21 protein-coding genes and 2 pseudogenes are annotated in these 25,450 nt (G+C 40.0%); 3 read left to right on the top strand and 20 right to left on the bottom strand.

Annotated elements, in window-relative coordinates; genetic code table 11:
• The 11 genes from V7149_RS08085 to V7149_RS08035 all read right to left on the bottom strand — a co-directional run bounded on the left by V7149_RS08085 (nucleotide 1) and on the right by V7149_RS08035 (nucleotide 12,098).
• Nucleotides 1–930, bottom strand: coding sequence for a C40 family peptidase (locus V7149_RS08085; RefSeq protein WP_335345138.1), 930 nt, complete (start codon nucleotides 928–930; stop codon nucleotides 1–3).
• Complete coding sequence (locus tag V7149_RS08080) at nucleotides 914–2,023, bottom strand: dipeptide epimerase (protein ID WP_335345137.1); 1,110 nt, start codon at nucleotides 2,021–2,023, stop codon at nucleotides 914–916. Before V7149_RS08080 ends, V7149_RS08085 begins: the two co-directional genes overlap by 17 nt.
• A gap of 64 nt (nucleotides 2,024–2,087) precedes the next feature.
• Nucleotides 2,088–3,008 (bottom strand): S66 peptidase family protein, encoded by a 921-nt coding sequence (locus V7149_RS08075; RefSeq protein ID WP_335345136.1) that lies wholly within the window; start codon nucleotides 3,006–3,008, stop codon nucleotides 2,088–2,090.
• Nucleotides 3,009–3,324: 316 nt separating this feature from the next.
• Nucleotides 3,325–4,968, bottom strand: a complete 1,644-nt coding sequence (locus tag V7149_RS08070) for a peptide ABC transporter substrate-binding protein (RefSeq protein ID WP_335345135.1) — start codon at nucleotides 4,966–4,968, stop codon at nucleotides 3,325–3,327.
• 162 nt (nucleotides 4,969–5,130) lie between these two features.
• Nucleotides 5,131–6,129, bottom strand: coding sequence for an ABC transporter ATP-binding protein (locus V7149_RS08065; RefSeq protein ID WP_335345134.1), 999 nt, complete (start codon nucleotides 6,127–6,129; stop codon nucleotides 5,131–5,133).
• Between the two features lie 5 nt (nucleotides 6,130–6,134).
• Nucleotides 6,135–7,088: an ABC transporter permease gene (locus tag V7149_RS08060; protein ID WP_335345133.1), complete on the bottom strand. Its 954-nt coding sequence runs from the start codon at nucleotides 7,086–7,088 to the stop codon at nucleotides 6,135–6,137.
• Nucleotides 7,088–8,020 carry an ABC transporter permease gene (locus tag V7149_RS08055; RefSeq protein WP_335345132.1) on the bottom strand — a complete coding sequence of 311 codons (933 nt, stop codon included), beginning with the start codon at nucleotides 8,018–8,020 and terminating at the stop codon, nucleotides 7,088–7,090. The genes V7149_RS08060 and V7149_RS08055 overlap by 1 nt, the downstream gene beginning before the upstream one ends.
• Nucleotides 8,021–8,033: 13 nt before the next feature.
• Nucleotides 8,034–8,858, bottom strand: a complete 825-nt coding sequence (locus V7149_RS08050; protein WP_335345131.1) for a M55 family metallopeptidase — start codon at nucleotides 8,856–8,858, stop codon at nucleotides 8,034–8,036.
• 151 nt (nucleotides 8,859–9,009) lie between these two features.
• Nucleotides 9,010–9,327, bottom strand: coding sequence for a DUF3870 domain-containing protein (locus tag V7149_RS08045; RefSeq protein WP_335345130.1), 318 nt, complete (start codon nucleotides 9,325–9,327; stop codon nucleotides 9,010–9,012).
• Between the two features lie 172 nt (nucleotides 9,328–9,499).
• On the bottom strand, nucleotides 9,500–10,711 hold the full coding sequence (locus tag V7149_RS08040; protein WP_335345129.1) for an alanyl-tRNA editing protein: 1,212 nt from the start codon (nucleotides 10,709–10,711) through the stop codon (nucleotides 9,500–9,502).
• A gap of 34 nt (nucleotides 10,712–10,745) precedes the next feature.
• Nucleotides 10,746–12,098 (bottom strand): D-serine ammonia-lyase, encoded by a 1,353-nt coding sequence (locus V7149_RS08035; RefSeq protein ID WP_335345128.1) that lies wholly within the window; start codon nucleotides 12,096–12,098, stop codon nucleotides 10,746–10,748.
• A gap of 598 nt (nucleotides 12,099–12,696) precedes the next feature.
• Between V7149_RS08035 and V7149_RS08030 the strand changes: the two genes are divergently transcribed.
• Nucleotides 12,697–13,149 carry a CBS domain-containing protein gene (locus V7149_RS08030; RefSeq protein WP_335345127.1) on the top strand — a complete coding sequence of 151 codons (453 nt, stop codon included), beginning with the start codon at nucleotides 12,697–12,699 and terminating at the stop codon, nucleotides 13,147–13,149.
• Between the two features lie 99 nt (nucleotides 13,150–13,248).
• On the opposite strand, the gene V7149_RS08025 is transcribed toward V7149_RS08030, so the two are convergent.
• Nucleotides 13,249–14,703 carry a DHA2 family efflux MFS transporter permease subunit gene (locus V7149_RS08025; protein ID WP_335345126.1) on the bottom strand — a complete coding sequence of 485 codons (1,455 nt, stop codon included), beginning with the start codon at nucleotides 14,701–14,703 and terminating at the stop codon, nucleotides 13,249–13,251.
• 242 nt (nucleotides 14,704–14,945) lie between these two features.
• Between V7149_RS08025 and V7149_RS08020 the strand changes: the two genes are divergently transcribed.
• On the top strand, nucleotides 14,946–15,449 hold the full coding sequence (locus tag V7149_RS08020) for a CarD family transcriptional regulator (protein WP_335345125.1): 504 nt from the start codon (nucleotides 14,946–14,948) through the stop codon (nucleotides 15,447–15,449).
• A gap of 96 nt (nucleotides 15,450–15,545) precedes the next feature.
• Here the strand turns inward: V7149_RS08020 and V7149_RS08015 are convergent, their stop codons facing one another.
• From V7149_RS08015 to V7149_RS07995, 5 genes are all read right to left on the bottom strand, one after another.
• Nucleotides 15,546–15,998 (bottom strand): MarR family winged helix-turn-helix transcriptional regulator, encoded by a 453-nt coding sequence (locus V7149_RS08015; RefSeq protein WP_335345124.1) that lies wholly within the window; start codon nucleotides 15,996–15,998, stop codon nucleotides 15,546–15,548.
• Between the two features lie 133 nt (nucleotides 15,999–16,131).
• Nucleotides 16,132–17,103, bottom strand: a complete 972-nt coding sequence (locus tag V7149_RS08010; RefSeq protein WP_335345123.1) for an agmatinase family protein — start codon at nucleotides 17,101–17,103, stop codon at nucleotides 16,132–16,134.
• Nucleotides 17,104–17,108: 5 nt separating this feature from the next.
• Nucleotides 17,109–18,365 carry an imidazolonepropionase gene (gene hutI, locus V7149_RS08005; RefSeq protein ID WP_335345122.1) on the bottom strand — a complete coding sequence of 419 codons (1,257 nt, stop codon included), beginning with the start codon at nucleotides 18,363–18,365 and terminating at the stop codon, nucleotides 17,109–17,111.
• Nucleotides 18,366–18,367: 2 nt separating this feature from the next.
• Nucleotides 18,368–20,041, bottom strand: coding sequence for a urocanate hydratase (gene hutU, locus V7149_RS08000; protein WP_335345121.1), 1,674 nt, complete (start codon nucleotides 20,039–20,041; stop codon nucleotides 18,368–18,370).
• 157 nt (nucleotides 20,042–20,198) lie between these two features.
• Complete coding sequence (locus V7149_RS07995) at nucleotides 20,199–21,680, bottom strand: response regulator transcription factor (protein ID WP_335345120.1); 1,482 nt, start codon at nucleotides 21,678–21,680, stop codon at nucleotides 20,199–20,201.
• A gap of 1,084 nt (nucleotides 21,681–22,764) precedes the next feature.
• Between V7149_RS07995 and V7149_RS07990 the strand changes: the two genes are divergently transcribed.
• Complete coding sequence (locus tag V7149_RS07990) at nucleotides 22,765–23,103, top strand: YmaF family protein (RefSeq protein WP_335345119.1); 339 nt, start codon at nucleotides 22,765–22,767, stop codon at nucleotides 23,101–23,103.
• Nucleotides 23,104–23,202: 99 nt separating this feature from the next.
• Here the strand turns inward: V7149_RS07990 and V7149_RS26480 are convergent.
• The 3 genes and pseudogenes from V7149_RS26480 to V7149_RS07980 form a co-directional block, all read right to left on the bottom strand.
• Nucleotides 23,203–23,844 (bottom strand): annotated as a pseudogene (locus tag V7149_RS26480) (methyl-accepting chemotaxis protein); the annotation flags it as partial.
• A gap of 300 nt (nucleotides 23,845–24,144) precedes the next feature.
• Nucleotides 24,145–24,915 (bottom strand): annotated as a pseudogene (locus V7149_RS26475) (MCP four helix bundle domain-containing protein); the annotation flags it as partial.
• Between the two features lie 248 nt (nucleotides 24,916–25,163).
• On the bottom strand, nucleotides 25,164–25,450 hold a 287-nt coding region (locus V7149_RS07980), incomplete at its 5' end, for a M23 family metallopeptidase (RefSeq protein WP_335345117.1).

Below are 25,450 nucleotides of genomic sequence, written 5' to 3'. Positions count from 1 at the left end.
CTATTCCCCCGTCTCTTGCCAATAGCGTCTAGCTGCACATAATTCCTTTTCGTATACTGTGTCCTTTAATTCGATGATCTCTATACTTTTTCCTGTATTAGGGGAGTGCAGGAGCTTTCCTTCCCCATAATAAATTCCAACGTGATGGATTTTGCCCTTCCCTTCCTCATAGGCAAAGAACAGGAGGTCGCCTGGCTTTATTTCGTTCAATTCAACATTTTCCCCTGAGGCTGCCTGATCATGTGCATCACGTGGAATCGTGTATCCATTAGCTTTGCACATGGAGTAGCTAAACCCTGAGCAATCATAGCCGTAGCTGCTCATTCCTCCCCATAAATAAGGCAATTGAAGGAATTGTACACCTGCCGCAACAATGCTTTCTCCATTACCTTTCAGACGAGCATGCAAGGTTTCATACTGACTGATTTCTCCAGCCTTTAACAGTCCCTCTCCTGATGGCGTTTGAACCCGTACCCAATCACCCTCCAACCCTATTATAGGCAATATGGTTTGATAGCTTAATATCATAATAGGCTCATAATCGCTTCCGTATAGAATACTCTTTTTCTCGTCTACGACTGCAATTGTTCCCTCTTCAAGCTTCCAGTCTTGAGTCTGAATGAGCTGAGCCTTCGGAACCCATCCTGGATATCCTTTAGGATTTTTGGACGAAGCTTGGTCGAGAACAATGATTTGCGCCCAATCCTCCTTCTCTTCTGTAATCAGAACCTCTTGACCGAATAACACTTGTGTTTGGACGAGGTTTTGATTACATAGCCCTAAGCTCGTTTCATAGGTCAGGCCATTTAGCCACGCTTCCACATCAGCCGGGTACTCTACTGCTTCTTTATCGATTTCCCTCGCGGAGTCATAAGATGTCCAAACCGTAGCTACCGGAACATTTACTAGCCATTTATATTGAGTTGCCAAGTGAAACCCCTCCCTCTACATGAACATGGCGTATGCCTAGCCCTGGCTCTGATGGCAGGGTAACTTTTCTGCCGTTATATTTAATGCCACCTTCCACTAGCTCCTTCGCCAGCATTAATGGAGCGTCAAAATCAAAGCGGGTTATATTTCTCTTACTGGCTGCAAAGTGTGCTGCAGCTGTAATACCAATCCGCGTTTCAATCATACTTCCAACCATACATTCCATTCCGTTTACCTCTGCAAGCTGATTGATGATTTGGGCCTGATAGATTCCCCCAGATTTCATTAGTTTAATATTAATTAAATCTGCACTTCTAGTTTTAATCACCTCAAAGGCCTGCCGCGGTGAGAAAACACTTTCGTCCGCCATTATCAAAGTATCCACATGATCAGTCACCTGTTTAAGACCAGCTATATCCCAGGCTTTTACAGGCTGTTCAACAAGCTCAATATTTAAATCCATTTCCTCCATTTTACGAATGGCTTGAATGGCTTCCTTCGGTGACCAGCCCTGATTAGCATCCAGACGAATTTTTATTGCCTTGCCTACACGTCCCCTTATTTCACGAATCCGCTCGATATCAGTTAGAACATTATCCTTTCCAACCTTAACCTTCAGTACATCAAAGCCCTGCTGAACATAAGCAACAGCGTCTTCTCCCATTTCTTCAGGTCCGTTTACACTTACGGTAAAGTCGGTTTCAATTTCCTGTTTATGGCCCCCTAAAAACTGATAAAGCGGGAGCTTGCATTGCTGTGACAGACAATCATATAGGGCCATATCAATCGCCGCTTTTGCACTCGAATTTCCGATTAAAATCGATTGAATTCCTTGAAAAAGAGTTTCATAGCTTAATAGACTTTGCTGCTCTAAATATGGCTTTAATACATGGTGAATGGCTGATTCAATGCTTGAAAGAGTTTCTCCAGTAATGACAACAGTTGGCGGAGCTTCCCCCCAGCCGATTATTCCGTTGTCACATGAGACCTTTACTAAGATGGACTCAGCCGTAGTCACAGTGCGAAGTGCCGTTTTGAATGGTTTAATAAGTGGTATTGCTACCCTGTATGTCTCAATTTTGTCTATTTTCATATATACCACCTTTTAAGGTAGTTCAAAAGGAACAGAAGCATAGCACCCTTTGAACGAAATCATTTTACTGTATGCCACTTTCGATTATTAATTGTTTATTTGCAGTATCCAGTTCCGCATTCACACCAAGAGGGATGGAAATATGCGGAGAGCAATGACCAAATCTAAATCCCTTAATAGCAGGCTTATTAGCTAAAAGCGCATAATGATGTATCACCTCATCAAGAGATAAAGAAAGCTCCCTTTCCGGAACACAGTTATTAAAATCACCAATAATGAGTCCTGCTGCATCATAAAGCTTCCCTGCCATATGCAATTGATTTAGCATTCTATCTATAGAACGAGGCTCTTCATTAATATCTTCAATTAATAAAAGCTTGCCTTTAGTATCAATCTCAAATGGGGTGCCGATTGTGCTCGCTATAAGGGACAAATTCCCCCCAGTTATTTCTCCGTTGGCTTTGCCTTCAATTAAAGTTTCTAATGGAGAAATTTCTTCGTTATATTGGATCTCAGTTGGATTGAATAATTGCTTAAAATATTCCTTCGAAAGTGGATCTGCATCCACTTTTCCGATATCAGATGCAAGCATAGGGCCATGAAAAGTAACAAGTCCTGCTAGCTTGCGAATAGCCGTATGCAAAAAGGTAATATCGCTGTAGCCCCAGAAAATTTTCGGGTTGCTTTTAATAAGCTCGTAATCAATATGGGAAGCAATTCTCCCCGTCCCATATCCTCCGCCTGCACAGATAATTGCCTTTACGTCATTATCTGCAAACATCATATGTAAATCTGCTAATCGATCTTCATCTTTTCCAGCTAAATATCCATATTGATCATAAACATGTTTTCCGAGCTTTATCTTTAATCCCAAATCTTCTATGAAAGCGAAAGAACGATACAAATTCTCTTGATTTGGCGGACTGGCTGGCGCAATAATACCGATGGTGTCCCCAGCCTTTAACGCGCGAGGTTTTATTAACATGCTGGCACATCCTTCCTGAAAATTTGACCTTTCCTTAATCAAAATATAAAAATTTCTTCATATTCTTTTTAAAAAAAGGGATGTTCAACCGAACACCCCTTTTGAAATTTAATTTAACTTACAAGTAAGTTAGCATAGATATCTAGCTCCAGCGCCTAGGGGCTCGCCGACTAAGAACGCCGCGTCCTGTGGCAACATCGGCACTAGTACGTCCTGTACGTCGGAGGTCATAAGCCAATCCGACAAGAAGGTTAAAGGGCAACCTTCTCGCCGGCTCGTCTTATGCTTGTCGCCCCTGGGCAAGGCGCTTCCGCTTTTAATTTTTATCCGCCCATTTCAGTTCCATATATCCAACAGGATGGCGAACGATGCCTGAAACAGCTTCATTCTCTAAATTAACTTGGTTATAGAAATAAAGTGGGACGATTGGCATTTCTTCAAATAGGATTTTCTCAGCCTCGTACATCATTTCATAGCGCTTTGCTTCATCTGCTTCATTTTTTGCATCCTTAATTAATTGGTCATATTTTGCATTGCTCCAGCCCGTACGGTTCATAGATAGACCAGTCTGGAAGTTTTCTAGGAAGTTAATTGGGTCCGCATAGTCAGCAAGGAAAGAACTGCGCGAAAATTGGAATTTCAAGGCTTTCTGGTCTTCCGCAAATACGTTCCACTCCATATTTGCAAGCTTCACTTCTACACCCAGATTATCCTTAAACATTTGCTGAAGAGCCTCAGCAATTTTCTTATGTGCATCACTTGTGCTATAAGTGATTGTTACTTCAGGAAGTGTCTCATAGCCTTCCTCTTCCATTCCTTTTGCTAAAAGAGCTTTTGCTTCTTCAACATCTGTTTTTACAAGATCGCCTGCTGTTTCACGGAAATCCTTTCCGTTCGCATCATTAAATCCATATGCAACGAAGCCATAAGCTGGCTTTTGTTTGTTTTTTGTAACAAAGTCAACAATTTGCTGCTGGTCAATGGCCATAGCAAAGGCTTTACGAATATTTACGTTTTGGAACGGCTCCATCGTTACGTTAAAACGATAGAAATAATCCCCTGCCTGATCTTCAACCTTAGCTTTTCCTTCTGAGAGAATTTGTTCAGCTAGATCTGCCGGAACTTCAGAAACGTCAAGCTCACCAGTTTGGAACATTTGGTATTCCGTATTTGTATCATCGATAATGGCCCAATGAACTTTGTCTAGCTTCACTGTTCCAGCATCCCAGTATTGGTCATTCTTTTCCATTACGAAATGGCTGTCATGCTGCCATTCTGTTAAGTTAAAAGGTCCATTTCCAACAAATGATGCTGCTTCAGCAAACCATTTTGGATTTTCAGTTGCTACCTTCTCATTAATTGGGAAGAAAGCCGGATTTGTAATAACACTTAAGAAATAAGCTTGTGGACTAATTAAAGTTACTTCGAAAGTTTTGTCATCAACTGCTTTAACCTTCACATCATCAGCTGAACCTTCGCCATTGTTATAAGCTTCTGCTCCCTCGATGAAATAGCCAAGGAATGCAGCTGGAGATCCTGTTTCAGGGTCTAAAAGGCGTTTCCATGCAAATACAAAATCGCCTGCTGTTACGTCATCGCCATTTGACCATTTTGCATTATCGCGAATGTGGAAAGTATATGTTTTCCCATCCTCTGACACATCCCATTTTTCAGCAGTTGCTGCTTCAGGGTCATGACTTTCACCTAGGCGTGTCAGCCCTTCCATTAAGTTATTTAACCCAGCCCAAGAAACATTATCAAAACCGATTGGAGGATCAAACGAAGTTGGCTCCATGCCATTGTTTAAATAAAGAACCTTTTCAGTTACTACCTCTTCTTCTTTATTGCCATCATCCTTCTCTTTTTCTACAGGCTCTTTTCCTGCATCCTGCTTTGCTGTACAGGCCGCAAGTACCAAAATCAATAGACCTGTTAGCAAGAGTGATAAAACCTTTTTCATGCCATTTCCCCCTTTTTAATATTAATGACCATTTTTACTATTCTCAGCTATATGATAATCGCTGATAGAAAAGAACCTTCAAAGGTCTCATGCCTTCGTACCCTTCTTGCTATATGCAATTAGGGCTATTTAAAAAGCTAGAAACCCTCTGAAAGGTCTGACCTACTTCATACTTGCCAGCATTTTCACAGCACGTTCGTCCTGCAGCCAGCAGTCAACTTGATGTTCATTACTTAGGTGGGTTTTAAATGGATAAGCCCGCTCACAAACCTCCATCGCATAGCTGCATCTTGCTGTAAAAGGGCAGCCTTTCGGAGGTGAAAATAGATCTGGAGGGGAGCCTCCTATCGGGACAAGATCAGCGCCTTCTAAGTCAAGACGAGGAACAGAGTTTAATAAACCCTTCGTATATGGATGCTGCGGTTGATAGAATATTTCTCTTCTCGAACCGGCCTCTACGATTTTTCCGGCATACATGACCGCAATCCGGTCAGCCACTTGGGCAACTACACCAAGATCATGGGTAATGAGTATAATAGATACACCTGTTTTCTTCTGAATATCTTTAAATAAATCTAGTATTTGTGCCTGTATCGTTACATCCAGTGCTGTCGTAGGCTCATCAGCAATCAATACCTCTGGCTGGCAAACGAGAGCCATTGCTATAACAATACGCTGCCTCATCCCCCCGCTAAATTGGTGAGGATAATGCTTTAACCTCTCCTCTGGATCTGGGATGCCTACTAAATCCAGCATTTCTAATGCTGTCTTTTTGGCCTTTTGTCTGGAAATGGATTTATGCTGCAAAATCCCTTCAATAATCTGTTCGCCAATCTTTAAAGTAGGGTTAAGAGCTGTCATCGGATCCTGAAAAATCATCGATATATCTGCCCCACGAATATTTCTCATTTCCGGCTCTTTCAATTTAGTTAAATCGTTTCCTTTAAATAGAATCGAGCCATCCACAATTTTACCTGGCGGATTTGGGATAAGGCGCATAATACTTTGTGATGTTACACTTTTGCCGCAGCCCGATTCTCCCACGATAGCTAGTGTTTCCCCTTTGTATAAGTCAAAGGTAACCCCTCGGACAGCTTTCACTTCTCCTCCGTATGTCTTAAACGAAACATGGAGATTATTTACTTCGAGAACTTTTTCCATGATGATTACCTCCTTAACTTCGGATCAAGTGCATCCTGGAGTCCGTCCCCGAGCACATTAAACGAAAACATGGTCAGTGAAATAAAGAATGCAGGGAAAAATAATCTCCACCAATGACCTGATAGAATAGTAGACAAACCATCGCTCGCCATTGACCCCCAGCTAGCAAAAGGGGGCTGAATGCCTAGCCCCAGAAAGCTTAGAAAAGCTTCTGCGAAAATAGCAGATGGTACAGTTAAAGTCATTTGTACAATAATCGGCCCCATTGTGTTTGGAAGCAGATTTTTCCTAATAATCCTTGATGTTTTCGTTCCGAATGTCTTAGATGCAAGGACAAATTCGTAGTTTTTTATTTGCAGGACCTGCCCTCTTACAATCCGGGCCATTCCAATCCATCCTGTTACAGTAAGGGCGAAGATAATTGTAAATAAACCTGGCCCCATGACAACACTTATTAAAATAACTATTAATAAATATGGCAGTCCGTATAAAATTTCAACTATTCTCATCATGACATTGTCTGTTTTTCCGCCTTTATATCCGGCGATTCCTCCATAGACAACCCCAATGGCAAAATCAATTAAGGCAGCTACGATCCCAACAAACAGGGATATTCTAGCTCCATACCACGTTCGAGAAAATACATCTCTGCCCAGTTCATCTGTCCCAAACCAGTGTTTACTTGAAGGGGGCAAATTTTGATTCATGAGCTTTTGTTCTGTGACATCATGTGGAGAAATGATTGGTCCAAATATCGCCATAAAGGCAAGAAAAATGAGAAAGGTCAGTCCCGCCATGGCTAATTTATTCTTTAATAGGCGTCTCCATGCGTCCTTCCAGTAGCTAAGACTTGGACGAACAACGGCCTCAGCCTCAGCTTGATTACTTTTTTTCGGAACAAACCATTCATCTGGAATGTCTGCTGCAATATGTCGATCATGCTGTTTTTTTAGTTCCATTAGGCCGCCTCCTTTTTATGCAGCTTGATTCGAGGGTCGAGGATGCCATAAGCAATGTCCACTAAAAATAGCATCATAATTAGAATTGAGCTGTAAAAAACTGTTGTCCCCATGATGACAGGGTAGTCTCGTTGATTAATACTTTCCACAAAATACTTTCCCATGCCCGGGATGGCAAAAATCTTTTCGATAACAAATGTCCCCGTCAGAATACTGGCTGCAAGTGAGCCTAATACTGTAACGACCGGCAATAGTGCATTTCTTAATGCATGTTTAAAAACAATTTTCACTGGTGACAATCCCTTTGCTTTTGCTGTCCTAATATAATCCTGTGTCAGTACTTCAAGCATACTGGCTCTCGTTAACCTGGCGATGATGGCCATTGGGCCTGTTGCAAGTGCTAACGTTGGCAGGATCATATGCTTCGGACTCACCCATGTAGCAACAGGAAGGATACCCCAGTTAACAGCCACTTGTTGAATAAGAAGGGTGGCCATTACGAAGTTTGGAATCGAGATCCCGAGAACAGCTATCGTCATGGCCATATAATCAATGAAGCCATTATGACGAAGGGAAGCAATCACTCCAAGTGTGATACCGGATAGAACCGCAACAATTAAAGTCACAATCCCTAGCTCAAACGAAACCGGGAATCCCCTTCCAAGCATTTCGTTGACGGTTTGAGATGATTTTTTAATTGAAGGTCCAAAGTCTAATGTAGCAACTGATTTCAAATACATTCCATATTGAACATAAAGCGGTTTATCCAAGTGATAGAACTTTTCCAGGTTCCTTTGAACCGTCTCATTCGTAGCCCTTTCCTCGTTAAATGGAGAGCCTGGTATCGAATGCATGAGAAAAAAGGTAAGCGTAACGATTAGCCAAAGTGTTACCAGCATGGCAATGAGGCGTTTTACAATGTAAGTTGTCATTTAATAACACTTCCTAACAGAATGATGTTCTCATCGCTAATTCAACCATGACCAGCATTGCTCTATAGGCTTCAAGAATATCCTTTGCCTGATAACGGACGATGGTCGAGTTTTCTTCAATCTCAGTACCTGGCATTAAAGCAGCCCATTCTGCTTGCCCGTAGTTGGCAAATTCGATTCTGAGAAGCGGATTATCTGGCGGTGCAAGCGGTTTCACTAAATCGCGATTTTTCAGAGCCTCGGCAGTTTTCTCTCTTAGAAGCTCGCCTGCTTTTGCAGGTGTTAATGATTTAACGGCTGAACGGGTAATCGTTTCCTTTACAACCGCAGTGGTTACATTTGGAATTAGCTGCTCCGCTTCCAATGCGGCACGGTCGTCTCCCGCTACCATAATGACAGGAACTCCATAGTAGCCTGCAACATAAGCATTGAGACCCATCTCTCCGACTGCCACGTCATTGATATACATATTGCGTACGCCAAAAATCATCGAATGGGACATTGCTCCCTTCATGGAAGCCCTTGCATGATAACCGACAAAAACAGCTCCAACGAAAGTTGAATCCAACCCTTGGACCATTGAATAAGGCTTAACATCTCCTACTATTACTTGAGCCTCTGGATGGAGGTTTTCTATGAGAAGATTATTCATTTTCGAATGGCTATCATTTACTAATACCTCTGAACAACCTTGGTCATAGGCTGCTGTAATAACATAGTTAGCCTCTTCAGTCATAATCCTTCTGCTTCGCTCGTAATTATGCTTGGAAGAATCAACATGTGTATAGTCAGCCAGACCTGTAATCCCTTCCATATCAACAGATATGTATAGCTTCATTTATATGTCCCCCTATTATAGTTTAATAGAATTTATCAAAAAACAACTTCTTTTGAAGAAACATACAGTATTTGAAATAAAAACCCAGCTGCCAGAGAAAATAATCATCTCTAACAGCTGGGTTTCATCTGCGTTTAACAGAAAAAGCAGCTTATTTATTCATTATTTGGGTATATTTAATATTCGCATTCTTAAAAGCCACCATTAAAGCCTTTTGAGATGATCCAAAATAACGCTGTTCAATTTCTTCCAGCACATGATCCACTTCTAGGATGGATTTTCCTACAAATAGTGATTTAATAAAAGATGAAGTCAATGCAATCGTGGATGAACATTCCGCATCAACTATTTGGTCGGTTTCTCGGTTGATGACAAGACCAATGAAGAAACCATTATACTTTTGCATAATCGGATTGTTCGAAGAAGTCTTACTGTCGCCAATAATATAAACAGTATTTTGCTGAAACATGAACATGCCTCCTGCAGAGCAAGGATATTACATGGGGTGTTAATGTGGTTAACATAAACATTCAATGTAATGCATAAGCCCTTACTAGGATTGTAATACAACAGAGTCAGACTGACAACCACTTAATAAGATTTTTCTAAATATTTTATTAACTGTTATTTTATTTTATTGCTTATTTTACGTCCAATAATACCTTGTCCCTTGCATGCTGAAGAAGCAGTTCACCCGTTATTAGTTTCTCTCCTCCGCCTTGAGCAAACTGATCGTTTCCTCCACCCTTTCCATTTATTAAAGGAAACAGCTCACTTGAAATACTCTTCATACTAACAGTCTGCTGGGCGCCTCTTGCACATACAAATTGCAGCTTGCTTTCCGTTTCATTCACTAAGAAAACAATAACTTCATTAGAAAGAGCAGTCATCAATCGGGCTAGCTTCTGAAGATCCTGAATAGACCGATTCTGAAAAACTTCATTAACGATCTTCCTATTTTCTGTATGATCTATTGAACTAAGAAGATCCTTTGCTTCATAGGACAAAAGCAATTCCTGCATAGCTTCTAATGACTTTTCGCGATCTTTTCCATTCTCTATTAGCTTTTTAGCTGCTGCCGCAAGATCTTGTTCCGGTGCATTTAACAGATCTGTCAACTCCCTGAGTACTTTATGCTTTTGATGGAGCTGGGTTAAAACCCGTCCTCCGCAAACAAAGTGAACCCGGATTTTATTTTTTTGCCGTTCCCAATCCAATATTTTGATAGGCCCAACTTCAGCCGTGGATTTCGGATGAGTCCCGCCGCAGCCGTTATAATCAAAATCAGGAATGATCACAAGGCGGATATTTTCGGTAACAGCAAGTTCCTTCCGTAATTGAGATTTGGAAAGTTCATCCTCCGAAACCCATTTCGTTTCGATTGGCCGCCCCTCTAACACAATTCGATTCGCTAACAGCTCTGCTTCCATCGCCTGTTCCTCTGTAAGCTCGCTAACATCTAAATCAATCGATACCATTTCTCTTCCTAAATGAAAACCTATCGTTGCAAAATTAAAAAGCTCTACAAAAGCCGCCGTTAAAATATGCTGGCCCGCATGCTGCTGCATATGATCAAAACGCCTGTCCCAATCAATTTCACACGCAACCATGTCAGCAGTTTCACCAAGCTCGGCCTCTAAATAATGGCGGATTTCTCCGTCAATTTCTTCCACATCAATAACCTTCACACCATTCAAGGCGCCAGTATCATAAGGCTGGCCCCCGCCCGTTGGATAGAAAGCTGTTTCATCTAAAACAGCAAACCATCTGCCCTGCTCATCCTTCTCTTGTTTCAGTAAATGGGCACGGAAGGATTTCATATAAGGATCTTTATAATATAACTTACCGTCCAATGTTTTAATCCCCTTTGCTTTTTCTTAAAAACACCTATTCTATCGTTTGTTTTCCTCTTTCGTAATATTGCTTCATTTCTTTCTCAGGCACCATGCTTCCGCCTGTTCCCCAGACGATGTGCACTGCATTGTTTAAATTTGACTGAAGCTGATTCTTTTCCGTATATGCTTTCCCCGTTTCGGATTGTAATAATTCGATATAAGTTGAGAAACCTGCAAGAGCGGATGGCTCTAGAAAAATCCCCTCTGTATCAGCAAGCAATGTCAGGAAGGAAAATAATTTTTCATCTTCTACAGTTGAAATTCCACTAATTTTATTTTCAATCGTTTTGCCAATAAATTCAGATGGGCGCCCAACAGCTAGTCCGTCAGCTTCCGTTTTGTTATCAATGCCAAAATCCTGAACGGCTACTTTATCATGAAGTCCCGTCATTAAACCAAGGAGCATACATGGGGAATGAGTCGGCTCTACGAAGAAACAATGGACATTATCTCCGAATACAAGCTTAAGGCCGAATGTGACTCCTCCTGGCCCTCCACCTACACCACATGGCAGATAAACAAATAATGGATGCTCCTCATCCACCTTAATATTCGTATCCTCCAGCTGCTTCTTCAAACGAATGGCTGCTACTGAATAGCCTAGGAAAAGATGCTTAGAGCTTTCATCATCAACAAAATACATATTCGGATCCTCATTTGCCTGCTTTCTGCCCTGTGCAACGGCTTCACTAAAATCCGATGCATGCTCAACGACAACTACTCCCTTTTCGCGAAGCAAATCCTTTTTCCACTGCTTGGCATCAGCCGACATATGAACGAACACTTTGAAGCCGAGCTTCGCGCTCATAATGCCGATGCTAAGCCCTAAGTTTCCTGTTGAACCTACAGCAATGGAGTAGCCTGAAAAAAAGTCTTTATATTTTTGCTCAGCCAATATGGAATAATCATCCTTGAGCGAAAGCAGCTCATGTGTTAGGGCTAATTCCTCGGCATATTTCAGTACTTCATAAATTCCGCCTCTCGCCTTAATAGAGCCAGAAATCGGAAGGTGGCTATCCCCCTTCAAAAACAAGTTTCCAGGTAAAACATGTTGATAAAACTCTTCTAACCTAGTTTTCATCTTCGGAATCGGAAAGAGCGGTGATTCAATAAATCCCTTTTCCTTCGCCGTTTCTGGAAATACCTTTGCAATGTACGGGGCAAAGCGTGCCAATCTTTCTTCCGCATCGATGACATCTTCCATCGTCATGGAAGAAGGCTCCGCGATTGACTTGTACTTCGGATTCGTCCAAAAAACTTCCTTTAACTTAGTCATTTCTGAAAGCACCGGGTATTCCTTTTCCCATTCTTCTATCGATTTCCCTTGAATAACATCAGTTTGCATCAAAATCATCTCTTTTCTACATTTTTATCTTGTTATTTTGACTGAAAAAAAGCACTTTTACAAGGCAATACGCGAAATAATCGAAAAATTTATTATTTAAGTGATAAGTTTGATAATTTAATATGAAAATAACAAGAGCAGTAAAGGATGGGTATGTTGAACCGATCTTTTCAAAAAGTGGGGATTGATACGTAGCACCGATTTCCCCTTCATATGGATGATCGAGCCGTATATAAAAAGTTGTGACTTCTCCTTTTAAGTATGCCAAATATTTGGCTGGGTTTGATGACTGAAGTTGACTATTGTTGGTAGGAGCGGGTATCTAAACGGGCTATTGATGACCGCTCGCACCTCAAAACCCTTGGAGCAGGAACCATAGCCTATGTTTGGTGACCGTGATTGGCTATTTTGGACGGGAGCGGGCACCTAAACGGGCTGATGATAACCCCTCACCGATCAAAACCCTTGGAGCGGGAACCAGTGGCTGTAGGTGATTTTTTTAATATATAGAATAGACAAATTCCATCATTACAAGGATAGGGAACATTATGTTAAGATAAAAATGTATGCGGTTACAACACAAGGAGAGGGATTTATTATGAAAGTAAGAGACTTCATGATTACAAAAGTTTTTACTGTGAAACCTTCGAATACTGTCAAGGAATTGTTAAGTATACTCAATTCCAATCGAATTGGCGGTGTACCAGTTGTTGATGATAAAGGTCATTTGGTCGGTATGGTATCAGATGGAGACATATTACGCTACCTGTCTCCAAAGCCCATAGGTATCGCTGGCCTTGTTTATATAATAGAAGATGGGAAAATTGAGGATGTAATAAAAGAAAAGTTGGATACACAAGTAAAAGAAATTATGACCAAAAGAAATCTCCTCTTCGTATCACCTGATGATGATTTTGAAATAACAATTCGATTATTATGCAGGCATCATTATAAAAAACTTCCTGTAGTCAATGGGGCTGGCCGCGTCATTGGTGTTCTGAGCAGAGGAGACATAATAAATAATATTTCGAAAAAGATTATTTCAACTTAACCCCCAAAAAATGAAACCATTCGCAACACTTTTACGAATGGTTTCTTGAAATTATTTTAGCATTTGAAAAAAGCTGTTCTATCCTAAAAAGAAATTCTACTACCCGCGTACTGCTTCTGTCGATTTCACCGCAGCAGGAGATTTTTCCTTTACTGCACTTGATTTTTTTACAAATAAAGAGCATATTAACCCAACTACAGAAATCCCAGTAATAAAGGAGAAAGTATATTTTATTCCAGCAGCTAATACCTCTGGTTGGGAAGCATTTGGAACATCAATCACATATCCACTTTGACCAGCAGTAAATAAAGTAATCGCGATAGCTGTACCTGCTGCCCCGGCTACTTGGTTCAATGTATTCATAGCCGCTGATCCATCTGCATATAATTCACGCGGCAATTGATTAAGTGCATTTGTTTGTGATGGCATCATTACCATCGTTATCCCAAAGAAGAAGATCATAAATGCTACGATTATCTGCCAAGCAGGTGTTGTTGATGAGATTACGGACGCAAACATGAGATTTGCAATCAAGATAACAATAGAACCAATAATGACAAAAACACGTGGGCCAAATTTATCAAATAGAGTCCCAACAACCGGTGACATAACCACGTTGACGGCATTACCAGGAAGTAATAATAAACCAGCCACCATCGCACTATATAATAAAGCACCCTTTAGATACATAGGCAATAGAATTCCAGTTGCTAAAATCATTAAAATACCAAGAAACATCATCGCTGTTCCCAATGTAAACATAGGATACTTAAACACACGTAAATTAACCATAGGCTGAGGCATTTTCATTTGTCGGATACCAAATAATAGAAGTGCGATAATCCCTACAAGTAATGGTGCCCATACTTTAGGAGATGAGAAGCTTGCTTCTGCCATCGTTGCCAACGCGTAAATTAATCCGCCAAAACCGATTGTTGATAAAGCAACTGATGAAACATCGATTTTAGGTTTTGTAATTTCCGAAACATTTACAATCTTAGCTACAGCAAAAAGTGTCAATAATACATATAAAATGGCACTAATCCAGAAAATATAATGCCAGCCCAATGTACTAATAATAACCCCCGAAAGTGTTGGTCCTAAGGCTGGGCCTAATGTAATAACAAGCCCCATAAGCCCCATTACAACTCCACGTTTATGAACAGGGAAAATAATTAACAGAACACTCGTCATTACAGGTATCAGAATACCCGTTCCGATAGCTTGAACTAAACGGCCAATTAATAACATCGTAAAATCTAAGGATAACGCTGCTAAAATCGCTCCCAACAGCGAAATAATAAGTCCCCCAATAACTAATTGTCTAGTCGTAAACCATTTCATTAACAGTGCTGAAATCGGCACTAAAATGGCTAAGACTAATAAATATCCTGTTGTTAGCCATTGTGCAGTTGCAGCTGTAATAGAAAATTGCTCCATAACATTTGATAATGCCATATTTAATGCTGTTTCACCAAATAATCCAATAAATGCACCAAACATTAAGATAAATGCCATTGTCTTTGGATTTTTTACTTGAATTTGTGTATTCATAAAAATTTCTTTATCTCCTTTTAAATTAAATAAACCCAACACCCTTAAATCCTATTTGTTGGAAAAGCGTTGTCGCGATGTCGATTATCAGCGATTTTGTATCCATTTTCGTGGTAACCTCCTGCATACCAACCGAATGTTCATAAATATATCAAAAATTTTTCCTTAACGTCAACCAAATTGACAATAATTTTTTGTTAAGTTATTATTAACTTAGTTGACAATATATCAAGGAGGAGCAAATGTTTAATATTGGAGATTTAATCATCTATTCCGCACATGGCATTTGTAAAATTGATGATATTTGTGAAAAAACAGTTGCAGGTATTACAAGACCGTATTATGTATTACATCCAATGGAAAATGATCATCAATTAACGATAAGTACTCCTGTTGATAATGATAAAGTAGTCATGCTTGAACTAATTCGTAAAGACGAAGCCAATGAAATACTTGAATCTTTTAAAGATCCAGGGGTAAAGTGGGTTGAACATGCAAACATGCGTTACAATGACTATAGTGAAATTGTAAATGCTGGTGATCGAAAAGAAATTGCTAAAGTGGTTAACACGTTGATGAGGAAAAAAATAGAATATGAGCTGAACGAAAAAAAACTTTATGAACAAGATCGTAAACTTTTGAACTCAACACAAAATATTTTGTTTAAAGAATTAGCTATTTCATTGAATCTTACTTTTGACGCGGTAAATGAAATGGTAATAAACCTGATTAAGGGAATTGAATAGATAAATTCTTCTCCATATTGACTGCTTTGATCTAAAAAAACCCCTGCTTCGTTAACAAGATTAACAAAGCGAGGGGTTTTAGTTTCTTTTTAGCTTTTAAATGTCCCATTCTAATTTTAATAAATTTTTAAGCATATTTACTTGTTCAGCGCCTATTTTTTCAGCAATTTTATTCTCAAGCTGGGCTTTCAAGGCTTCGTTTTTTTCGTAGCACTCTTCACCTAAGGCTGTTAGCTGGATACACTTCTCTTTCTTGTTGTTTTCTACATTATGGACTTCTACTAATCCTTTGGCAGAAAGATTTTTAATAAACTTATGGATCGCCTGGCGAGAAATATTTACATTTTTTGTAACATAGGAAATAGTAGGTCTCTTTTTATAAATCCTGGCCATAATATACCATTCAGAATTTGAGATATAAATCTCACTTTTATCGTTCCAGGCTTTCTCTGAAATTCTTCGGACCAAGCTATGACGTTCACTTATTAAATCAATAAGATCTAAATTTTGTAATTCAGAGTTTGAAATCAAATGATTCACTCCCATCATAATCCTCGCCACTTACTATACAAAACCCGATATTGGATGTCAATTTGGTACTTCCAATAGATTACTAGGCCGCATAAAAAAGAGAAATAGGAGATGATCCCATTTCTCGTAAAATCAATTTATGCTATTAATCCTACTTGACCTTTTTTACTTGCCCCGTAACAAACTGCAGCCATGCATAAACCCCTATCTTAACCGTTTCTGCCACAGCGGAATCCTTACTTGGGTCTAAACAAACAAAATCAATATGTCTTACAGCTGGATTCTGTCCGATTTCCAATAAGGCTTCAAATAATTCAATAGCTGTCATTCCACCTGGAGTTGATGCAGGTACACCTGGTGCTAGGGATATATCTAACACATCCATATCAACAGTTACGTAAATGCGGTCAACTTGATCTGATAATTTTGTTAAGGCATCCTGAATGGTTTTGATCATTCCATTTTTACGTGCATGCTTTAAAGTCACCATTTGAATCTGATGCTCTTTTGCATAATCAACAAGCGGCTTTGCATTAAAATAACCGTGTAATCCGATATTAAAAACATGTTCCCCTTTTACGATGCCGCCATCAATTAATTGTCGGATAGGTGTCCCATTGGCTGGTCCGAGTTCAGCAGGATCTCTTACATCAAGATGGGTATCTAGCTGCAAAATCCCAATCGTTTCATTAGGAAAAGCATCCTTAATCCCGCGAACAGAGCAGGCAGTTATGGAATGGTCACCGCCAATCATGCACGTTACCGTTTCCGGATAAGCCTCTACTATTGATGCTGTAGAGGATCGGATACGCTGATGGGATAACAAAATATCTGTTGTATGCATGGCAACATCGCCCGCATCTGCCACACGATAGGCAGATAAGTCTACATCCTCATCTAAATTATAGGTGGCAAAGCCTTTCCACATCCGCCGAAATTCAGTCGGATACAAGGAGGCGCCAGATACGCTTATAGAGGACCGTGAAATCGGTGCCCCATATAAAATCAGATCAGGCTGTTCCTTCATTTCATGAAGAGGACGAACCCAATGATGAACATAAGTGGGCTCTCCTTCTCCTTTATTCCAAGACCATTCCGGCTTTTGAAACCAATTCTCTTTCATATTTCTTACACCACCTGAACGCCTTTTTTCCACACTGATTTCACATGGTTGACGCCGAATAAATATTGCAATTCTTGATAGCTTTTAACATTCCAGAGAACGATGTCTGCTTGTTTGCCAACTTCCAAAGACCCGATCTTTTCCTGACGATTGATCGCACAAGCTGCATTATAGGTTGCTGCTGTTAAGCTTTCGGCAGGTGTTAGTCTCATAGAGATGCATGCTAGATTCATAACGAGCGGCATAGAAGTAGTTGGTGAAGATCCAGGATTGCAGTCAGTAGAAATGGCAACTGCAACACCTTCATCAATCATTTTTCTTCCTGCCGCTGCCTGTTCACGTAAGTAAAGGGCAGTCGCCGGCAGTAAGCAAGCAATCGTTCCAGATTTGGCCATTGCTTGAATGCCCTCGTCTGATGCCTTCAATAAATGCTCAGCTGAAATGGCACCAACCTTGGCCGCTAACTCCGCCCCGCTATACGGTTCAATTTCATCCGCATGTATTTTAGGAATTAGGCCTAATCGTTTCCCAGCTTCTAAAATACGCTCTGATTGTTCCGGAGTATAAACACCCTTTTCACAGAAAACATCATTAAACTCTGCTAGCTTTTCCTCTGCTACTATAGGCAGCATTTCTTCAATTAAATGATCAACAAATTCATCTTCTCTTCCTTTAAAATCAGATGGAACCGCATGCGCCCCCATAAAGGTCGGAACAAGATCAATAGGATGAGATTCCTGCAGCTTTTTCATCACCCTTAATTGCTTCAATTCCGTTTCAAGATTCATCCCATAGCCGCTTTTTCCTTCCACAGTTGTCACACCATGCTTTAAGAAAGAATTTAGTCTGTGTGTTGTTTGTTCAATCAATTCTTCTTCAGATGCTTCACGGGTCATGCGGGTCGTCGCATGAATCCCGCCGCCCGCATTCATAATGTCCATATAAGTTGCGCCCTCAAGACGCATTTCAAATTCACGTTCACGGCTGCCGCCATAAACAACATGTGTATGTGGATCAACAAGCCCTGGGGTAACTAAGTGCCCAGCAGCATCTACAATTTCAGCATCTTGTACCCTTGCGGCGTAAAGCTTTTCAAGTTCCTTCGTAGTCCCAACAGCCTGAACAACACCATCTTCAATCCATAGGCTTCCGTCCTCTATTAATCCTAGCTCAGACATCGCTTCCCTAGAACGCGGTCCCTTACCTTCCGAAGAAAGCGTTGCTAGCTGCGTAATATGTTTAATCCAAATCGGTTTTACCATACTTATTCATTCCCTTTTTTTAACATCGGAATATTGACGCCCTTTTCACGCGCTGTTTTCTCTGCCAGCTCGTAACCTGCATCGACATGTCGGACAACTCCCATACCTGGGTCAGTTGTTAACACACGCTCAAGGCGGGCTTCAGCTTCCTTCGTTCCATCTGCAACAATAACCATACCTGCATGCAGTGAGTAGCCCATGCCAACGCCACCGCCATGGTGGACAGAAACCCATGTTGCGCCGCCAACTGCATTAATCATCGCATTCAAAATTGGCCAGTCAGCTACAACATCTGATCCATCCTTCATTCCTTCTGTTTCACGGTTCGGTGAAGCTACTGAACCAGAATCAAGATGGTCACGTCCAATCACAATCGGCGCCTTTAATTCACCTCTTGCTACCATATCGTTGATGATTTTTCCAAATCGTGCACGCTCTCCGTAGCCTAACCAGCAAATGCGGGATGGAAGGCCTTGGAATTGAATTTTTTCGCGAGCCATCCGAATCCAGTTGCAAAGGTGAGTATTATAGCTGAATTCACGCAGAATAACCTCGTCTGTTTTATAAATATCCTCAGGGTCGCCAGAAAGAGCTACCCAGCGGAAAGGTCCTTTTCCTTCGCAGAATTGTGGACGAATATAGGCTGGAACGAACCCAGGGAACGCAAATGCATTTTCTACTCCTTCATCCTTCGCAACCTGACGAATATTGTTGCCGTAATCAAATGTAATCGCGCCTTTTTCCATCATATCAAGCATCGCCTGAACATGCTTTGACATTGACGCCTTGGAAAGCTTCACATATTCCTCTGGATTTGCTTGTCGTAATTCTGCAGCTACTTCTAATGACATTCCTGAAGGAACATAGCCGTTCAGTGGATCGTGAGCAGACGTTTGATCTGTTAAAACATCTGGAATAAATCCTTTTGCAATCATTTCTGGTAAAATATCTGATGCATTTCCGATTAAGCCAATGGATAGAGCCTTGCCAGCTAACTTAGCTTCCTGCGCCAGCTGAATTGCTTTATCGAGAGAATCTGTTTTTACGTCTGTATAACGAGTTTCGATTCGACGGTCAATTCTCGTTTCATCAACGTCAATCCCAATACAAACGCCGCCATTCATCGTAACCGCAAGAGGCTGAGCGCCACCCATTCCTCCAAGCCCAGCTGTTACGGTAATCGTATTTTTCAGCGAATTATTAAAATGCTGCTTTGCAAGCTCAGCAAACGTTTCATAGGTTCCTTGAACAATCCCTTGTGAACCAATATAAATCCAGCTGCCTGCTGTCATTTGCCCATACATCATTAGACCTTTTTTATCGAGTTCATGGAAAGTATCCCAATTCGCGTAGGCAGGGACAATGTTAGAGTTTGCAAGAAGAACCCTCGGTGCATCTGTATGTGATTTAAAAATAGCAACTGGCTTTCCTGATTGAATAAGTAAGGTCTCATCATTTTCGAGTTCTTTTAAGGATTTTACAATGGCATCAAAGCATTCCCAGTTTCGCGCGGCTTTGCCTATTCCTCCATATACAACGAGATCCTCCGGGCGCTCAGCAACATCAGCATCCAAGTTATTCATAAGCATACGAAGTGCCGCTTCTTGCTGCCAGCCCTTTGTATTCAATTCTGTTCCTCGGTAACGTACAACCTTTTCACTTGCAACTGTTTTCATTATCTTTACCTCCCTTTGTTTATATTTTTATTGTATAGGGAAATTTCAGATAATTATTTATAAAATAATGATAATCTTATACTTTATTGCATTGATTTTTATATTATTACTGTTTTTTATAAAATGTTTCATTAGCTTGATGATTTTTAATAACATATTAGAAATTACTATAACCGCTGCGGTATGCTGACGGTGTACAGGATTCATACTGCTTGAATTTAGAATTAAAGTACGTTTGATGGGAATAGCCCGTTAATCTTGCTACTTCCTCTAAGGGCAAATTCGTTTCTTGAAGCAGGCGTTTTGCTTCACGAATTCTTACTTGATGAAGGAGGTCCCTAAAGGATATTCCTGATTCCATTGAAAAACGCCGGCTAAGTGTGCTTTTATTGATTCGAAGAGCCTCAGCGCAAGCCGCTAGATTCCATCCTGCATCCCAATAATTTGCTTCTATTAATTCTCTTGCTTTTTCAACTAGAGAACGCGGACCTTCCTGAAGAAGCTGGGCTTCAACCTGATTAAGCAAACGGCTAGTAAAAGTGAGAAGCTCTTGAACAATTTGATAAATGACTGGTTTGTGAATAATTTGCTGAAAGATTTCATGGTAAGCAGCTTCTAATGTTGCACTTTGAAGATTATATGACTTCATATGCCTGCGAATTTGGGCAAGCACACTTGTTAGACGAATACGAACCATTTCAGGATCGGGGTATGGCTTTTCATATGTCAGAAATTCATGTTCTACCCAGTCCTTAATTGCCCGTATATTTTGCTTTTCCAGCATCTCAATCCATTGCCGCTGTTCAAGAGGAGTGAGGAAGGGGTCTAATTCTCTAGAAAGCATTTGATCATTTTCCGCTAAAATAATATCGTATCCTTCAAAGAAAATCCTCTTCGTCAGCTGCCGTGTTTGCTGGTATTTAGCCTTTAGAGAAAATTCGGTCGACTCGATATTAATCACAATAGCTAAAGGCTCGTCCATCCTTTCCTTCCACTTCGTTAAAAAAGATTGATAAACCTCCTGTAAAATTTCAATCTTATCCGTTTCCTGAACACAAAGGATAAAATCGGATAGGGCAAATAATGTATAGTTACCTGGAAAAGAGTATCGCTGCAGGGCATCATACACAAGGCGAAGAGTATCCGGATTAGGTGTTAAGAACGCTACCATTGTGATTGGAAAGCTATACTTTCTATCTGATAAAAAAAGGTCCGGGTAATCGATCATATCAGCATTAGGTTTACTAGCTGTTTGATTCAAATAGAAGGGTTGTTCATTACGCGTTTGGTAACGAAGCTGTTGAATATGTTTAACTAGGTCATCTGCTGAAAAAGGGCGAAACAAAACATCCTCCGCCCGAAATCGGAGAGCCCGATACGCCGTTTGAAAAATCCGTTCCGAAGAAATCCCCAGCCAGCGAATTTTTAGCTGCTGGAGCCGGCTACATAGCCGCTCACTTTCGGGGCCCCATCGATCCATATCCACTATGACAAGCTGTGGCAGTTGTTTATGTACAGACTGAATTAGCTCCTCAATAGTATCCCACTGACTCAGCCTCACTCCAGCTAAATGTGATTCAATAATCCAGCGGATTCCCTGAGCTTCTAATGAATCCTTACCGAGTATGTGTATATCCATAGCAAACACCCCTTAAAACATGGTATGAATGATGTCCCGTTTGTTTAATTATATTATTCTCCTAAATATAATGGTTTCCCTTTATTATGAGTAGTCCAATGTGGAAAGATATTATTCGAAATACAGGGGGCATCATGGCATTTTCGGGAAAAAGTTTTAATCAAACGTTTAATTAAATCCGAATAAAATCTAATTAATCAAACGTTTAATTAAACCCTCAATCCCTTGTGGCTGTTGCATTAAACGGCTAATCAAACGTTTGATTAAATTTTTAAAAAAGCCATTTAAACAAACGTTTGATTGAAATTCTGGTGGAAATTATTTGTTATTGTAAGAAATTATTTAGAGGTGGGTCTAAATAATGAGTGGTTCTGTTTTTGTGAAGAAACATTGTAAATAGGAGACCAAACTACCCTTGATTTCGTATGAATATTAAAATACTAAATGGAAATAGGAAGTAAAAGCGTATAGAATTGTTCAGGGTGAGCAAATTGGCGGACTGTGGTCCGTTATTGTTCATTCATCATTTTAAAGTGTTCAGTACCATAATCCTCTGAGCGTATGCCATTTTCACCGCTAATCAAAGCGGTAATTTATTTATAAGCAGTGCTTTATTTAAGTGTAAAACAAATCGTCATCGTCTTTAGCAGAACTTGTTCTTAATGCTCGAAGTAACCCAGCCCCCTGTTACACACTAAAAAATATTATTCCATATTTGATTAAATACGTGAATTTTGACCAAGAATTTATTAATCAAACGTTTAATTAAAATCCAGATTTCGGCCTTTAAACAAACGTTTAATTAATTTTTAATTGCTTGGGGCTGTAAGCACGGATCATTAATCAAACGTTTGATTGAATTTGAAAAATAACGTATTAATCAATCGCTTGATTAACATCTTTAATCATGTTTAACTATTATGCAAAAATAACTTTTAATTATTTCCCCCACTTCTCCTCCATCCATAATTTAATCCTTCCATTAATTCCAAATTAAGATCTGTTTACAACTTCTCAAGAATTATTATCCAATTTATGTGCATATACATTTAGAGGGAAAAATATTATTTTTGGGGTGAGTGCGTTGAATAGAGTAGGAAAAGATGATTTTAAGCTAGGCTTTGTGCCTCATCATAATCATGGTTCTGTAGATTATACTTCTGTTAGTGACGGACATGTCCATCAGTGTTTAGATATTACTTCTCCACCTATCCAAACCCAGGACGGGAATCATATTCATTATACAGAGGGATATGTCCTTTTTGAGGATGGTCATAATCACCATTACAAAGCTTATTCAGGCCCTGCAATCCCTGTCGGCAATGGCATGCATGTTCATTATTATGACTTCTATACAACTGAAAGCGATGGCCATCGTCATCGGGTAAAAGGTGTTGACCAGCCCGCACCTGGCAGCAAATAACCGATATGGCAAAACCCGAATCTTTGGCAATGTCTAACCTGCCTAGATTCGGGCTTTTTAACGTTTTATATTCCTTTTCTTTATTTCACTTTTACAGATCTACACTTTAAAGGTTCCAATTAACAGCTTCAATTCCTCTGCCACTTTCGATAAAGCAAGGGAAGACGCAGCTATTTCTTCCATGGATGCGAGCTGTTCTTCGGTTGCAGATGAAACCTCCTCTGTTCCGGTTACAGCTGTGGCCGCGACTTCATTCACGATATTAATCGCATTAAGAATATGCTCTGAACTTGCAGCCATTTGCTGGACAGCCGATGAGACATCAAGTATATCACTAGCTACCTCTTTAACAGCACTTTGAATTTGCTGGAATGATTCTCCTGCTGTATTTACGATTCCAATTCCCTCATTTACCTCAGTAAAAGCTTGTTCCATTGATAAAATAGCTGATTGTGTTTCACTTTGGATGGAGGTAATTAATGTTGAAATTTTTTGAGCTGACCCAGCTGATTGTTCTGCGAGCTTTCGAACTTCATCAGCTACAACAGCAAATCCTCGTCCGCTTTCCCCTGCCCTAGCAGCTTCAATTGCCGCATTCAAGGCAAGAAGGTTTGTTTGAGCTGATATATCTGTAATCACCTCGATAATAGATCCGATTTCCTTTGACCGTTCTCCTAACCCCTTAATCGTATCTCCTAATAAAGAGACGGTTTGATTGATTGAATTCATTTGGAGAATAGCATTTGAAATGGTTTCATTTCCTTCAGATGCTTTTTCAGAGGTAATTAATGCCGCATCGGACACATTTTGCGCATTACCAGCTATTTGACGAACACCATCAGACATTTCATTAATAGTTTTCTTTGTTTCTCCAACACTATGAACCTGCTGATCTGTACCCTCTGCTAATTCTTGAATAGTCCTTGCAATATGCTCTGTTGCTTTGTTTGTCATTTCTGTACTTGCTGTTAACTCTTCAGCGGAAGCAGCAACATGTTCAGATGTCAGGGAAACTTGTTTGATCAGCCCTTGAATTCCGTTTATCATGCTGTTAAATGATTCCGTTAATCGTCCAACTTCATCTTTGGAATCAATTTTACCTTGTATAGTAAAATCGCCCTTTTCAGCCTTTGACATAAGATTCTGAATTTCCTTCACGGGCTTCGTTATAAGATTAATAATGACCCATCCAATGCCTGTAAAGAGGATAGCCGCAAGTAAAGAAACAAATAGCATGATCATCGTTGCCTGGTTCTTCATTTCTTCATTGACCTGATTTAAATGTTCAGATGCTTTAATATTGCTGTCGCTAATTACATCTGAATATCCGCTAACAGAAACCCTAACACTATTAAGCTGTGTAGAATACGCCAAATAGGCCTGCTCCCGCTTACCTGCTAAAGCCAAATCAACAATTCCATTAAGCTCTCTTTCGTAAGCTTTCAGATGCTCTTGAAGATGTGTGAAGTTTTGCTTTTCATCCCCATCCAATTCAGTCGCTTCATATTCCTTCATAAGCTGATTGTTTTGCTCAAATCTCTCATTAATTTTTGTTTCTAAATCAACCTGCTTTGCTCTATCATCCGTTATTATTAATTCTAGTACATAAGAATCAAGCGCACGATTGTTATTCCGTATAAGATTAATATTTTTTATTGGGATTAACCGTTCCGTATACATTTCCTTCGTATTATTAGACATTTGACTCATGTATACATAACCAATGGCGCTAATCGTCATAAGAAATATGATGGAAGTTATAATTAAAATAAATAGCTTGTTTTTTATTTTAAAATTTTTAATAATCTTCATAAGCCTCCCCCTCCCCATTTCAAAATTAGTATAGTTGACCCAATTATACGAATAATTCGACAAAAAAGGTGAATTTCCTTCTTTTTTCCCACTATTTTAAACCTAAATAAACGCAATACCATCTACTGAAGATTAATTTCTAAATATAATGGCTTATTAATTTGGGCCTACAAACATTATTTCTTTCAAAAAAAAAGATTGAGAGTACACAAGAACTTCTTGCATTCTCTCAATCTTAAGATTATCTATCAATAAGAAACATATTTAAGTGGATTTACTGCGTTCGTTCTGCTCCCGTTCCATGGGCCATGATGGATTTCGAAATGAAGATGTGGTCCGGTAGAATGACCCGTACTACCCATATAGCCTAACATTTGTCCCTTTTCAACACGGGTGCCGTTTGAAACACTAAGACTTTCCATGTGTCCATATACAGTCGTCATTACTTGTCCATCGATAACGTGTGTGATCATCACGACATTTCCATAGCTTCGATCGTAATTCGCACGAATGACTGAACCTGCTGCTGCTGCAA

This window comes from Bacillus sp. JJ1503 (assembly GCF_036965125.1).
GTDB lineage: Bacteria > Bacillota > Bacilli > Bacillales > Cytobacillaceae > Cytobacillus.
The sequence above is the reverse complement of the archived record's forward strand: the minus strand, read 5'-3'. Positions and strand labels throughout refer to the sequence as shown.

Coding starts and splice junctions, on each gene's coding strand:
- V7149_RS08080 (WP_335345137.1), bottom strand. CDS start 2,023: ATGAAAATAGACAAAATTGAGACATACAGGGTAGCAATACCACTTATT.
- V7149_RS08075 (WP_335345136.1), bottom strand. CDS start 3,008: ATGTTAATAAAACCTCGCGCGTTAAAGGCTGGGGACACCATCGGTATT.
- V7149_RS08070 (WP_335345135.1), bottom strand. CDS start 4,968: ATGAAAAAGGTTTTATCACTCTTGCTAACAGGTCTATTGATTTTGGTA.
- V7149_RS08065 (WP_335345134.1), bottom strand. CDS start 6,129: ATGGAAAAAGTTCTCGAAGTAAATAATCTCCATGTTTCGTTTAAGACA.
- V7149_RS08060 (WP_335345133.1), bottom strand. CDS start 7,088: ATGGAACTAAAAAAACAGCATGATCGACATATTGCAGCAGACATTCCA.
- V7149_RS08055 (WP_335345132.1), bottom strand. CDS start 8,020: ATGACAACTTACATTGTAAAACGCCTCATTGCCATGCTGGTAACACTT.
- V7149_RS08050 (WP_335345131.1), bottom strand. CDS start 8,858: ATGAAGCTATACATATCTGTTGATATGGAAGGGATTACAGGTCTGGCT.
- V7149_RS08045 (WP_335345130.1), bottom strand. CDS start 9,327: ATGTTTCAGCAAAATACTGTTTATATTATTGGCGACAGTAAGACTTCT.
- V7149_RS08035 (WP_335345128.1), bottom strand. CDS start 12,098: ATGCAAACTGATGTTATTCAAGGGAAATCGATAGAAGAATGGGAAAAG.
- V7149_RS08030 (WP_335345127.1), top strand. CDS start 12,697: ATGAAAGTAAGAGACTTCATGATTACAAAAGTTTTTACTGTGAAACCT.
- V7149_RS08025 (WP_335345126.1), bottom strand. CDS start 14,703: ATGAATACACAAATTCAAGTAAAAAATCCAAAGACAATGGCATTTATC.
- V7149_RS08020 (WP_335345125.1), top strand. CDS start 14,946: ATGTTTAATATTGGAGATTTAATCATCTATTCCGCACATGGCATTTGT.
- V7149_RS08015 (WP_335345124.1), bottom strand. CDS start 15,998: ATGATGGGAGTGAATCATTTGATTTCAAACTCTGAATTACAAAATTTA.
- V7149_RS08010 (WP_335345123.1), bottom strand. CDS start 17,103: ATGAAAGAGAATTGGTTTCAAAAGCCGGAATGGTCTTGGAATAAAGGA.
- hutI (WP_335345122.1), bottom strand. CDS start 18,365: ATGGTAAAACCGATTTGGATTAAACATATTACGCAGCTAGCAACGCTT.
- hutU (WP_335345121.1), bottom strand. CDS start 20,041: ATGAAAACAGTTGCAAGTGAAAAGGTTGTACGTTACCGAGGAACAGAA.
- V7149_RS07995 (WP_335345120.1), bottom strand. CDS start 21,680: ATGGATATACACATACTCGGTAAGGATTCATTAGAAGCTCAGGGAATC.